The sequence below is a fragment of the Acinetobacter sp. 161(2023) genome (assembly GCF_037027805.1).
Taxonomy (GTDB): Bacteria; Pseudomonadota; Gammaproteobacteria; order Pseudomonadales; family Moraxellaceae; genus Acinetobacter.
In genome coordinates, this window is sequence record NZ_JAZEYD010000002.1 from 77,191 (window position 1) to 90,669 (window position 13,479).

The following is a 13,479-nucleotide window of genomic DNA, read 5'->3' on the forward strand; positions in this document are numbered from 1 at the left end:
ATATCTCCAATTTTTTTTCATTTAATGATTAGATTTCGTATTTGTATCAATATCGAAGTACATCCATTCAGCATGTAAAATCGGATGCTTCTTATATCCAATGATTCTTGGTTGAGCCAACATATTTCGATAACGTGCATACAACACTTGCACTGGCATATACACTTCCAATAAACGTGTCATTTTTCGGTAAATCACGTCTCGTTCTGGGCCAGGTTTAATTTGTTGAGACTGACGGTATAATTGATCAAACTCAGGTATTGAACCGCAAGACCAGTTGGTCATATGGGTATTGGGACCATAAAAATTCTGCATAAAATTATCCCCATCCGGATAATCGGCAATCCATGCAGAAGAACCAAACATTCCGTCACACTGTTTTTGTGCCCGAATGAGATCTGAAAAAAGCATTGGCTTGTACACCATACGGATATTCAAACTGTCCAAGTTCTTTTTCCAAAGCTCAGCGCTTTGCTGTCCAATACTGTCATTACGCGCCATATATTCAATGACCAGAGGCTTCCCGTTTGGTTGCGTACGCCAACCTGATGCATCTTTTTTGTAGTTATATTTATCTAATAATAGATTTGCTGCTTTTACCGAATATGGGGTACTGCTTCTATATTGAGGATCAGCCCCCACCACACCTGGTGGTACTGGAAAATGTAGACGCTCTGCATCGCTATTACGTACTAATTTAATTTCTTGATCTATTGAACGAGACATTGCAATTGCACGGCGTAAAGCAATCTTTTCTTTACTCATTCCACCTACGACTGGATTTTTAAGGTTCCAATAGTTGTAACTAATTTCCGGATCAACAATACGAGATAAGTGCACGCCTTCTTTTGCAAGCTCAGGTCTTAACTTCCCGTCTTTAATGGCTTTCGAGACTAATTGCCCTTCAAGTTGAATGATATCAACTTCACCACGTTGGAATGCTAACCATCGTGACTGGTTTTCTTCCATTACCTGAATATCAATTGTGCCGATTTGAGGCATTTGTTTACCTTTGAGGCGTTTCACAATTGCTTGATCCTCAGCACTACTGGCTACAAAGTTCCAAGTAAAACCGCGATAATCTGGATTCGCTTTTAAAACAATACGCGAAGCAGGCACCCACTTACTGAGTATATAAGGTCCTGTCCCTACTGGATGCCCCATAACAAAGCCAGATTTATCTTTATATTTTTCGATAACTTCACGTGCTACAGCCCCTGTAGGGTCATGTGCTAGTAATAAAGGAAAGTTATAATCAGGCTTCACTAACCGAATAACCAAGGTGTACTTATCAGGTGTTTGTAAACCGCTCACACTTTGATCGTAGTTAAACTTTCCTGTTTTACTGGCTGATTGTACTAATGCATCCATACCTTCAATTTTGTTCTCCAACAACCAGCTATTTGGCGAACGTAAATTTGGGTCCAATAACCGCTTAAAAGAGTACGCATAATCATAAGCCGTTAACTCTCTAGGTTTACCTTTAAAAACAGGGTCTGGTGTAAAATAAATGCCTTTTTTAATGTGAATAGTATAAGTCAGACCATCTGCACTCACTTCTGGCATAGCGGTTGCGATTTGGGGAATAAGCTTTGCTGGCCTTGCTAAATAATCATAAGTATATAAAGTTTCAAATATCGAAGTGGTTACATGTGCCGAATATAAGTCATGGATATAAGCTGGGTCGAAACCTGTTTCAGCTGTTGGGAACGTATAATGTAAAACTTTATTTGGATCGGCTGGGCTTTTGGCAAAAATAGCATTAGAGCTAGTTAATGCCATACTGGCAAATAATAGACCGATACTACAATGCTTGAGCTTTTGTTTTAAATTTTCAGTCATGATGTTCTTTATCTAAACTTATTTTTTAATAGGAGTAATATCAAGATATTGCCAGTTTGTATTCATCATCGGGTGAGGTTTAAAACCCTGAACTTGTGGCCGTATCAACCAATTACGAATTCGAGTTACATGAATAATCCACGGATTATCAGCTTCAATCTGGCGATTGAGCTTTTCATAATATGGTAGACGTTGTTGCGGTGGTAAATGAATGGCCTGAGTATAAAGAGCATCGTATGTTTTAGACTGGTAACACGCATGGTTTCCTTGACCTGCATTTGGACCATATAGTAATTGTGCAAAATTATCTCCTTCAGGATAGTCAGCAATCCATGCTCCACTCCACATCATATATTTACATTGAGTTGCAGCTTTTAAGTTATCTGCAAAATTACTCACTTTAAAATCAGCACGAATGCCTATCGCATCTAAATTTTTTTTCCAAAGCTCTGAGTGAATAACTGATGCTGAGCTATTCTCATTATTAATTTTTAAAACTAAAGGTTTGCCATTTGGTAAGGTCCGATAGCCATCACCCCCTTTTTTATAACCATAATAATCAAGTAGTTTATTTGCTAACAGCGGATTATATCCTACGCTACTTTTATACTTCGGGTTATATCCGTTTACACCTTCAGGTATAAACATTTCTGCTCTAACAGCCTGACCTTTATATGCCTGTTTTATGCTTTCTTTTTGGTCATAGGCCAAAGTAATTGCCCGACGAAGCGCTATCTTTTCAGGGCTAAAACCGCCAATCACCGGATCTCGCATATTCATCATGGTGTAGGTCATTTCGGGTTCCTTATATGGGAAGTGCTTAACTCCTTTTTTTTGAAAAGAAGCTTTAAGCTGATTTCCATCTAAAGCTTGAGGAACGGCATCTGCTGTAAGTCTGTCAAAATCTAATTGACCCGATTGAAAAGCTAGCCAGCGTGACTGTTGCTCTTCAATAATACTAACCACCACCTTGCCAACTTGCGGCATTTTCTTTCCAGACATTTCCTTAACAAGCTGGTTATCCCACGGTGTTCCTGTTGACTTAAAGTTCCAGACAAAACCCCGATAATCAGGATTGGCAACCAATTCGACCTTACTTCTTGGAACATATTTACTCAACATGTAGGGTCCGGTCCCCACTGGATGCATACCAATACGGTCACCGTAATAGTCAACAGCCTCTTTAGCGACTGCCCCAAATGTAATATAGGCAAGAATATAAGGAAAATTAAAATCTTGGCGAGTCAACGTAAATTGTAGAGTATATCGGTCAATCGCTTTAAGCCCTGCAATTGATGCAGCATAATCAAATTTTCCAGTTTTCTTTGCTTGAGCTACAACTACATCAGCTCCTACTAATTTACCATCAAGAAAAGAAACGGAAGGTGCTCTATTTTTAGGGTCTAAAATACGTTTAATCGAATAAATATAATCTTCAGCTACAAGTTCACGACGTTTACCTTTAAAAGCAGGATCATCGGTAAAATAAATACCTGGCTTAATTTTAAAGATATAAACTTTACCGTCTTGTTCAACCTTAGGCATGCTTTCAGTCGTATAAGGAACCAGTTGTACAGGACGGGCTAAATAGTCATATTTAAGTAAAGGCTCAAAGATTGTTTCAGCAATACTTGCACTATAAAAATTGGTAGTTTTGACCATATCAAAACCATCATCTGGCGCTTCATAAGCAACATGTAATATTTTGTTTGGTTGTGCAGGCGTTTGGCCGAAAGCACAAGAAACTGATGTAATAGCCAGACTTAAAATGGCGAGCTTAAAAAATTTTAATTTCAAGTTCATATCCACATAACTAATTTTTTTAAAAGATATTAACCTTTTGAGTAACATCTAAATCTGCATAAGAAAAGTTCTTTTTTTAGCAGATAGGCCTATTTGGGAATTGGAATTCACTTTCCTTTATCATCTTTTTATTTGATCAAATGGAAAAATAAATTCAAGTACCCAGAGTTTTGTAACTACTGAATATAAAGCGAATTTCATGCCATATTTTCTATTTAAAAATAATTCACATAGAGATATTTAAAATTTACATTTTTATTAGGCACTTAAATCCGTTTGAACTATATAAATAAAAGTAAGTTTTTGCCAAATATTATATTTGTATATGTTAATCATTTAACATCTTAAATGCACAAAAAAAATACATTGATGATTCATTATGAATCATATTGATTCATTTATTTTAAGGAAAAATACAATCATAATAATTTGATATATAAGTAAAATTGTATAAAAACCCTTTATAACAAATAGTATAACATTACATATAAGAAAGTTCTAAAACGATACATTTTTATTTATTAAGTATGTGAAGTGTCCATTAATGTATATTTTTTATACAAATAAATTTGAAACTTTTAGCCAATATGAAAATATTTGCCAAACGGAAAATTTATTTTATCTCAAAAGAAACCAAGGCATGGTACTCAAACATAATAAAATCAATATTTATCAATATTTTGCATAAACTAAAAAAAGAAAAATATATAGTTGGCACTTGCTTTGCTTAAAACCATTCCAGCAATATCGCTAACTACAACAAAAAGGGATCACGTCCACGATGAAAAAAAAATACAATGTTCGATCTCAGGTAACCCCCATGATCGGCAAGACAATACTTAAATTAAGCACCCTTAGTTTAAGCATGATGTGTCTTACCATGGCACAAGCAGCAGAAACGGAACAAACAAGTAATGATGATAAACCAGCAAAAGTCGTAAAAGTTGCCGTTACAGGTTCTTCAATCAAAGGGGTTGCCGCACAAAGTGCTTCACCCATTACTGTTGTAAAAGTTGATGAAATTTTAAAACAAGGGGTAACTACAACTGAAGAAGCCTTAGCCAAGATTAGTGCAAACCAATCAAACTTTGTCACTGCAAACAATGTGGGCACTAGTAAAACTGTGGGGTCGGCAGCAAACCTTAGGGCTTTAGGAGCAAATAAGACACTTATTTTACTGAATGGTCGTAGATTAGCGGCAAATGCATACGATAGTGGAGTGACAAATTTAAATATTATTCCACTCGCCATGTTAGATCGTATTGAAGTTTTACGTGATGGTGCCTCATCCATTTATGGAACAGATGCAATCGGTGGGGTTATTAACTTCATTACTAAAAAGCAGTTTACGGGTCTTAACTTAACTGCTGGATATCAAAAGCCAGAAGAAAAAGGTGGAGATCAACAAGACTACAGTGTCTTTGGTGGTTTTGGTGACTTAGAGGAAAATGGCTTTAACGTTTTTGGGGTTGTCGATTACCGAAAAGGCGATGATGTTCTGGCCAAAGATCGTAAGGTCAGTCAACGCGGAGGGATATTACCTGAATTAGGGGTCAATAAAACCAGTAGTGGTTCATTCCCTGCCAATGTTCCTGGTTTAGGTAACCCTTATGCATCCACAGGTTGTGGTACTGATCCTTTAGTAAGCAGTCCTGATGGCAAAACATGTAGATATAACAGCCAAGCGGTCATTGGAATTGTTCCAAAGACAGAAGATATTTCTGTAATGGGCCGTGCAACTTTTAAACTCAGCGATAATTTTAATGCGATTGCCGAATACTTATATGCAAGAAATGAGGTCACTACTTCGGTCGCACCAGATGTATTTTTTGATTTAACCCTAGACCCTAATAGTAAATATTACCCAGGAAATGGCATAACCCCTGCGCTTGCTGGTGCATCAGGTCCTCTTGATCTTTACTTACGTTCACAAGCTGGCAATCGTATAAGTAACAGTATTAATCAATCACATAGATTATTTGCTGGTATTGAAGGTGAAACGCATGGTTGGGATATTAATTCAGGGGTTACATATGCGCATAGTAGTGCTTCCGATGCAATCTTAAGTGGCTATTTAAACTATGACAAAACTCAAGAAGCTTTAAACAATGGTACTTTAAATCCATTCGGACCTCAGAACTCTGAAGATGCTGGTGTATGGAATCAACTAGGCGTTAAAGGCAAATATTTAAAAGCCAACCTAGATACAACCACTGTCGATTTCACTGCAAGTCGACCTATATTTAAACTGCCAGCAGGTGATGTCGGATTCGCCGTTGGGGCAAGCTATCGTTATGAAGATTGGACTTCAAAAGTAATTGCAGATGTTGCTCGACTAGCTCCAAGTACTGGCAATGATCCGAACGAACCAGAAAACAAAGGTGATCGTAATATTAAGTCGGCATTTACCGAGTTTCATATTCCACTACATAAAACTTTAGAAGCTCAAATTGCTGCTCGTTATGACGACTACAGTGATTTTGGTAATACATTTAATCCGAAGTTTGCACTTCGTTGGGAACCCATTAAACAACTAATGTTCCGTACAACCTATAGTACAGGTTTCAGAGCACCTACACTTTGGGAAGTTGATGGGCCAAACTCAGTAACAAATACAGGTGGAACATATGACGATCCGGCACTTTGCCCTGGTGGAGTTGTACAACCCGGTGGTAAACAAGAACGCGACTGTAATATGCAGTTCAAACGACAAAATGGTGGGAACAAAAGTCTCAAACCAGAAGAATCAACATCTTTTACAGCAGGCTTAGTATTTGAACCTGTTAAAAATTTAGCCTTCACTCTTGATTACTTCAATATAGAAGTAGATAAGCAAATTGCCACACTATCGGAAGCTGCTATTTTTGCAGATCCAGTGAAATATGCAGATAAGTTTGTACGTAATGCTGATGGTTCACTCAATTATATTATTACTACACAACAAAATTTAGGTGGCATTAAAACGTCTGGTTTTGATGTGGGCTTAAGTTGGGTTTCTCCAATGACTGCTACAGGTCGATTTGGTTTCAATATCGATGGAACCTATGTAACAGATTACAAATATCAATCTGAACCAGGTGGTGACTGGAAAGGTGTTGCAGGATCATATAGTGGCTTAGATTATCAATCGATTATTTTACGCTGGAAACATACAGCCAATCTAAACTGGAACTATGAAAACTGGGCTTTAAACCTACAACAAAACTTCTCACGCGGTTATCAAGATCAAAACTCAAATGATCAAAACCATCGAGTCAGTGATTATACAACCTACAATATTTCAGGTACTTACAAAGGCTTTAAAAATCTGGAATTAACAGCAGGTATTAAAAATATGTTTGATGAAGATCCACCTGCTTCTAACGTAATTGATAACTTCCAAATGGGATATGACCCACGTTACGCAGATCCTTTAGGACGTACTTACTTTGTACGAGGTACATATAAGTTCTAAATGGTTGTTCTGCAAATATAACGCTCAACCGTTAATTTGCAGAACAAATACTCATTCTTAGCAAACAGTCATTTTAAAAAAATTGTTTGTCTACAGTTTCAGGAGTAACTATGGGCATGACTTTTACAGACATAGAAAATAAATCTGCCAAACGCCTTATTGGCATTGCCGCAGTACTTTTTCTGCATCTTATTGTTGCCTATATTCTGATGTCAGGTTTAGCAAACAATATTCAAAAACCAGCAGAAAAACCTGTGGAATTACAAATTATTCAGGATATTAAACCACCTCCTCCACCAAAACCAGAGGAGCCTAAACCTAAGGAAAAGCCACCTGAGCCACCCAAAATGGTAGAAAAAGTTGCCAAGGTCCCTGAGCCGCCTAAGCAAGTTGAGAAAGTAGCAACATCGGTACAAAAAACGACACCAGTAGCTCAACCAACTAAAGTTGCGACTCCTGCTCCAGCCGCGCCGGCTGCACCTAGTGCACCATCGCCAAGTCCAGTTGCAGCACCTGCTCCAGCGGCGGCTGCACCAGCGCCTAAACCAGCGGGTGCAACTCGTGGTGTTTCAGAAGGTTCGGCAGGCTGTGAAAAACCGGAGTATCCACGTGAAGCGCTGATGAATGAAGAACAAGGTACAGTGCGTATACGTGTTCTGGTTGATACATCTGGCAAAGTCATTGATGCCAAAGTGAAAAAATCAAGTGGCAGCAAAACCTTAGATAAAGCGGCAACTAAAGCTTACAGCTTATGTACGTTCAAACCAGCAATGAAAGACGGCGTGCCTCAGCAAGACTGGTATGAAATTGAATATCCATTCGTAATTGAATAAACAACTGAATTAGTAAGAAATTAAAAATATTGGAGATAATATGATGAAAAAATCAACTCAACCACTAGTACGTTTCGCTTCTGCAAGTTTAATCGCAGCATGCTCTTTACTCCCATTAAACTCAGTTTTTGCAGAAGAAACGACTAATGCACCAGTTGCAACAGCAACCACTGAAGCAACTTCAAATACAAACACGCCGACTCCACCACCGAAGCCAGCAACAAGCGAAACTGTAAAAAACCCTTATGGTCTAGAAGCTCTTTGGCGTGAAGGAGATTTAGTCGCTAAATCTACCTTATTTATATTAGTACTGATGTCTATTGGTACGTGGTACATCATTGTCTCTAAATTCTTACAACAAGCTAGAGTAAAACGCCAAGGTAAAGAAGCAGAGAAAAGTTTTTGGGAAGCAACTTCACTAGATAATGCAGCTGATAATTTAGAACAAAGTAGCGCATATCGCTTTATCGCAGAAAAAGGCATTAACTCAACTAAATCGCACGGCGGCTCTTTACTTGAGCGAATAGATTTTAATACATGGGTGAGCATATCAATTCAACGCGCAATTGAAAAAATACAAAATCACTTAGGTGGTGGTTTAGCTTTCTTGGCAACAGTTGGATCTACGGCACCATTTGTTGGTCTTTTTGGTACGGTTTGGGGAATTTATCATGCATTAACAGCCATCGGCATCTCTGGTCAGGCATCTATTGATAAAGTCGCTGGTCCTGTCGGTGAAGCTTTAATTATGACAGCTATTGGTCTGGCAGTCGCAGTACCTGCTGTACTAGGTTACAACTGGCTGACTCGCCGGAATAAAGCAGTTATGGAAAATGTTCGTTCGTTTGGTTCAGATTTACATGCGGTTTTATTAAGTGGAGAAATTAATACCAATAATTCAGTTAACCGCAGCATTAAATAATGAGGAGTAAACATTATGGGTATGAGTGTTGGGTCTGAAGATGACGACGAAATGATTGGTGCAATTAATACGACACCTCTGGTTGATGTCATGTTGGTTTTACTTATTATTTTTCTTATTACGATTCCAGTAGTTACACATACGGTTCCGGTGAAACTACCAGAAGAAAAAAATACTCCATATGCAACCACACCTGAAAATATTCAACTTTCTGTGAACAAGAAAGGAGATATTTTCTGGAATGAAAGCTATGTGCCTAATAAAGAAATATTGCTATCAAAACTTCAAGCAGTTGCACAAAAGAGGCCTCAGCCAGAAGTTCATATTCATGGAGATCAGCTTACCCATTTTGAGGCAATAGATCAGGTGATTAGCACAACCAAACAAGCCGGTATTGGCAAAATTGCCTTTGTTACTACCCCACCAGCCTCCCAGTAATATTTTAAGGAGAATTTTATGGGTATGAATGTCGGTTCAAATAATGATGATGACGTTATGTTGGAAGTCAACATGACACCTCTTATTGATGTCATGTTGGTACTTATTATTATGTTCATTATTACCATCCCTGCACCAAACAACGCGATTAATATTAATTTGCCAAACGGCACACCACCTCCAACAAATGAAAAGCCACCTGAAGTGATTGATGTTCGTATTGATGCAGCAGGTAAAGTGTTTTGGAATAACCAACAGGTTTCTGACCGCAAAGCACTAGAGATTTTATTTCAAGGTGTTGTTGCTAAAAAAGATCAAGACCAGATCAAACTTAAACCTGACCAAATGGCTGAATATAAAAATGTAGCTATGGTCATGGCTACAGCGCAGCGTTTAGGTGTCACCAAAATTGGTATTGTGAGTAACAATTAAGTCATACATTTGATTTATTCTTCCAAATAAAAAAGCCTCCGAAGAGGCTTTTTTTATGACAGGCTGAGATTAGTCACCTGTATAACCTTTTAACTTTAAACGAGCAGCATGAAGTAACGGCTCAGTATAACCTGAAGGCTGTTCACAACCTTTGAAGATAAGGTCAGAAGCTGCTTGGAAAGCAATGTTGGTTTCAAAATTAGCAGCTATTGGTTTGTACAATGGGTCATTCGCGTTTTGCTCATCAACAATTTTTGCCATGCGTTTAAGCACTTCTTCAACTTGTTCACGAGTCACAATACCGTGACGTAACCAGTTTGCAACGTGTTGAGAAGAAATACGTAATGTTGCACGGTCTTCCATTAAACCTACGTTATTAATGTCAGGAACTTTCGAACAACCTACACCTAAGTCAACCCAACGTACAACGTAACCCAAAATACCTTGGCAGTTATTTTCAAGCTCATTGTTGATTTCTTCTGCTGACCAGTTTGTTTCTGGAGCAAACGGAGGAGTCAACAAGTCATCTAATGACAACATTTCTTCAGTTTTCAACTGATCTTGACGTGCTTTAACATTCACTTGATGGTAATGCATCGCATGAAGCACTGCACCTGCTGGAGATGGAACCCAAGCACATGAAGCACCCGCATTTGGATGTGCGGCTTTAGTTGCCAACATATCTTTCATGCTATCTGGTTTTGGCCACATGCCTTTACCAATTTGTGCTTTACCTTGTAAACCAGTCTTCAAACCAATTGCAACGTTACGGTTTTCGTAAGCAGCAATCCATTTTTGTGTTTTTACAGCCTCTTTACGCACAACTGGCGCAGCTTCCATTGACGTATGAATTTCATCACCAGTACGGTCCATGAAACCAGTATTAATAAAGATCGTGCGGTCTTTTGCAGCAGCAATACAGTTTTTCAAGTTTACAGATGTACGGCGCTCTTCATCCATAATACCGATTTTTAACGATTTAGGTGGTAATCCAATCGCCTGTTCAGCACGTTCAAATAACTCTACAGCAAACGCAACTTCTTCTGGACCATGCATTTTTGGTTTAACAATATACATAGAACCTTTACGAGAGTTCTTATTTTCGTTTTCACTACGGATGTCTGCAACTGATAACAATGGTGTTACCAATGCATCCATAATACCTTCGAAAATCTCTTCACCATCTACCAAAATAGCTGGGTTAGTCATCAAGTGACCTACGTTACGAAGTAACATAAGTGAACGACCATGAAGTTTTGTCGTGCCACCAATTAAGTTTTTAATTTCACGATCTTTATTTAAATCACGAACAATCGTTTTACCATTTTTCTCGATAGATTCTTGAAGCGTACCTTTCATTAAACCTAACCAGTTACGGTAACCTTCAACTTTTTCTTCAGCATCTACTGCCGCAACAGAATCTTCTAAATCCTGGATGGTCGTTACAGCTGCTTCGAATGTTAAGTCTTTAACACCCGCTAAATCAGTTTGACCAATTGGGCTAGATGCATCAATTTCGATAATGACATGAAGACCATTACTTAGAAGAACAACTTCTTTAGGATTCGCTTCTTCACCGTTGAAACCAACGAACTGAGCTTCATGAGCTAAACCTGTTTTTGAACCATCTTTCAAAGTCACAACAAGTTTATTTTGCTCAATTGCATATTTTGTCGCATCTGCATGTGAGCCTTCTGCGAGTGGGAAAACTTCATTTAAGAAATTTTTAGCAAACTCAATTACTTTTGCACCACGTACAGGATTATATCCTTTCCCTTTTTCAGCTCCGCCTTCTTCAGAAATTACATCGAAGCCGTAAAGTGCATCATATAAAGAGCCCCAACGAGCATTCGCTGCATTTAAGCTATAACGTGCATTACGTACAGGTACAACTAACTGCGGCCCTGCCAATAATGCGATTTCTTCATCAACATTTTCAGTTGTAATTTGAAAGTCTTCAACTTCTGGCAATAAATAACCAATTTCAGTTAAGAACGCCTTATAAGCACCTAATTCAAATTTATTGTTACGGTGCCATTCATCAATTTTTGCTTGTAATTCATCACGCTTAGCCAATAATGCTTTATTTTTTGGGCTAAGATCGACAACAACTTGCTCAAAGTTCTTCCAGTAAGTTTCACTATCTAAACCAGAACCTGGTAAAGCTTCATTTTCGATAAAATCGTAAAGTTCTTTAGCAATCGCTAACTTGCCTTTTTGAATACGTGCAGTCATTGTCTTTCCTGAAGTTGCTACTTTTTATACCAAGAGAATCCTAGTATACCGATTTAAATTAAGCTGAATACTAATATCACATTCCTAAATAGTGAGCATTTTCCCTTGCAAAAATATTGACAAAGATAAATTTTTCTATATAGGAAATATTAAAATTCTAACTAGGATTCCCAACAATTTATTCAATATTTAAAGATACTGAAACTAGACTTTTTGTTAACAGACAAAAAATTTCACTATCTTATTTTTCTAAAGCGTATTTAGTTATATCAAACTTTGCAGCATGAAAAAGCATTATTTCACTAAATTTATCTATTTTTGTTGAAAAAAAAGCGCCCTATATAGAGCGCTTTTCATATCTATTTTTTATGTGTTTTTAGCTTCATCAATATGACGGTGTTCTGAATGCAAATATTCATCTGATTGCATTTCTAACAAACGCGAGCGAGTACGCTCAATTTCAAATGCTAACTTTTCACCTTGATAAATATCAATAATACTATCTTGAGACGTTAAAAGTAATTTTACTCCACGGTCATAAAATTCATCGACTAAATAAATAAAACGACGTGTCCCTTCAGACAAGAAATCTGTTAAATGTGGAACATTACTTACCAGAACCGTATTATAGATATTTGCAATTTCAATAAAATCTGCTGGGCTACGCGGTTTAAAGCAAAGTTCAGAAAACTCACACCACAACACATCTTCGGTATGCCCTAGAGTCTCGACAATACGATTATTAATTACAATTGGTTCTTGAGAATGAGCTTGTGTATGCGTTAAAGCGCTAAAACGTTCCGACATCCAACTTTGGACTTCATTACTTAATGGCGACTTAAATAATTGAGCTTGTTTTAATACACGTAAACGATAATCTACACCTGCATCTACATTTAAAACAGTGCAATTCTTTTTAACCATTTCAATTGTTGGTAAAAAGCGATCACGATGAATACCGTTTTTATATAAACCGTCTGGTGCAATATTTGATGTTGCAATTAATGTCACACCACGAACAAATAATTTTTGAAATAAATCACTTAGAATCATTGCATCAGTTACATTTGATACAAAAAATTCATCAAAACAAATAACGACTGCATCTTTATAAATTTGGTCAGCCACGATTTCAAGTGGATTACGTTGGCCTGAAAGCTTATTTAACTCTTTATGAACATGTTGCATGAAATGATGAAAATGCATACGTGTTTTACGGCGAAACGGCACTGACTCATAAAATTGATCCATAAGCCAAGTTTTTCCACGCCCTACTCCACCCCACATATAAACACCGTTAGGTGAGGTTTGGCGGCGAAAACGACGGAAAGCTTTTTTAGAGGCTTTATAACGGTTTAAAAGTTCTTTCCATACACGGTCTAATTCTTGCACTGCCTGTGCTTGCGCTTCATCTGCCATAAACTGGCCTGAAGCTAAAGCCTCAGCATAGCGTTCTGCTGGGGAAGAAGGTGAGAATGCAGTACTATGAGAAGATTTTAAATTTAACATATCGTTTTATT

General features: G+C 37.7%; 9 protein-coding genes. 5 read left to right on the forward strand and 4 right to left on the reverse strand.

What is annotated here, in order from left to right:
• Positions 1 to 21: 21 nt before the first annotated feature.
• A complete protein-coding gene (locus WA249_RS02075; protein ID WP_336166452.1) occupies positions 22 to 1,845 on the reverse strand; it encodes an ABC transporter substrate-binding protein in 1,824 nt (607 codons plus the stop codon).
• Positions 1,846 to 1,860: 15 nt separating this feature from the next.
• Positions 1,861 to 3,651 (reverse strand): ABC transporter substrate-binding protein, encoded by a 1,791-nt coding sequence (locus tag WA249_RS02080; protein ID WP_336166222.1) that lies wholly within the window; start codon positions 3,649 to 3,651, stop codon positions 1,861 to 1,863.
• A 775-nt stretch (positions 3,652 to 4,426) separates the two neighbouring features.
• On the opposite strand from WA249_RS02080, the gene WA249_RS02085 reads away from it, so the two are divergent.
• From WA249_RS02085 to WA249_RS02105, 5 genes are all read left to right on the forward strand, one after another.
• Positions 4,427 to 7,099, forward strand: coding sequence for a TonB-dependent receptor (locus WA249_RS02085; protein WP_336166224.1), 2,673 nt, complete (start codon positions 4,427 to 4,429; stop codon positions 7,097 to 7,099).
• A 110-nt stretch (positions 7,100 to 7,209) separates the two neighbouring features.
• Positions 7,210 to 7,932, forward strand: a complete 723-nt coding sequence (locus WA249_RS02090) for an energy transducer TonB (protein WP_336166226.1) — start codon at positions 7,210 to 7,212, stop codon at positions 7,930 to 7,932.
• Positions 7,933 to 7,972: 40 nt separating this feature from the next.
• Positions 7,973 to 8,854: a MotA/TolQ/ExbB proton channel family protein gene (locus tag WA249_RS02095; protein ID WP_336166228.1), complete on the forward strand. Its 882-nt coding sequence runs from the start codon at positions 7,973 to 7,975 to the stop codon at positions 8,852 to 8,854.
• A gap of 15 nt (positions 8,855 to 8,869) precedes the next feature.
• On the forward strand, positions 8,870 to 9,292 hold the full coding sequence (locus WA249_RS02100; RefSeq protein ID WP_336166230.1) for an ExbD/TolR family protein: 423 nt from the start codon (positions 8,870 to 8,872) through the stop codon (positions 9,290 to 9,292).
• 18 nt (positions 9,293 to 9,310) lie between these two features.
• The gene (locus WA249_RS02105; protein ID WP_336166231.1) at positions 9,311 to 9,724 is read left to right on the forward strand and encodes an ExbD/TolR family protein; all 414 of its coding nucleotides are present in this window, start codon (positions 9,311 to 9,313) and stop codon (positions 9,722 to 9,724) included.
• 69 nt (positions 9,725 to 9,793) lie between these two features.
• On the opposite strand, the gene WA249_RS02110 is transcribed toward WA249_RS02105, so the two are convergent.
• Together WA249_RS02110 and zapE are read right to left on the reverse strand one after the other, a co-directional pair.
• Positions 9,794 to 11,959 (reverse strand): malate synthase G, encoded by a 2,166-nt coding sequence (locus WA249_RS02110; RefSeq protein WP_336166232.1) that lies wholly within the window; start codon positions 11,957 to 11,959, stop codon positions 9,794 to 9,796.
• A 366-nt stretch (positions 11,960 to 12,325) separates the two neighbouring features.
• Positions 12,326 to 13,468, reverse strand: coding sequence for a cell division protein ZapE (zapE, locus tag WA249_RS02115; RefSeq protein ID WP_336166235.1), 1,143 nt, complete (start codon positions 13,466 to 13,468; stop codon positions 12,326 to 12,328).
• Positions 13,469 to 13,479 lie beyond the last annotated feature (11 nt).

Coding starts and splice junctions, on each gene's coding strand:
- WA249_RS02110 (WP_336166232.1), bottom strand. CDS start 11,959: ATGACTGCACGTATTCAAAAAGGCAAGTTAGCGATTGCTAAAGAACTT.
- WA249_RS02085 (WP_336166224.1), top strand. CDS start 4,427: ATGAAAAAAAAATACAATGTTCGATCTCAGGTAACCCCCATGATCGGC.
- WA249_RS02105 (WP_336166231.1), top strand. CDS start 9,311: ATGGGTATGAATGTCGGTTCAAATAATGATGATGACGTTATGTTGGAA.
- WA249_RS02090 (WP_336166226.1), top strand. CDS start 7,210: ATGGGCATGACTTTTACAGACATAGAAAATAAATCTGCCAAACGCCTT.
- zapE (WP_336166235.1), bottom strand. CDS start 13,468: ATGTTAAATTTAAAATCTTCTCATAGTACTGCATTCTCACCTTCTTCC.
- WA249_RS02095 (WP_336166228.1), top strand. CDS start 7,973: ATGATGAAAAAATCAACTCAACCACTAGTACGTTTCGCTTCTGCAAGT.
- WA249_RS02100 (WP_336166230.1), top strand. CDS start 8,870: ATGGGTATGAGTGTTGGGTCTGAAGATGACGACGAAATGATTGGTGCA.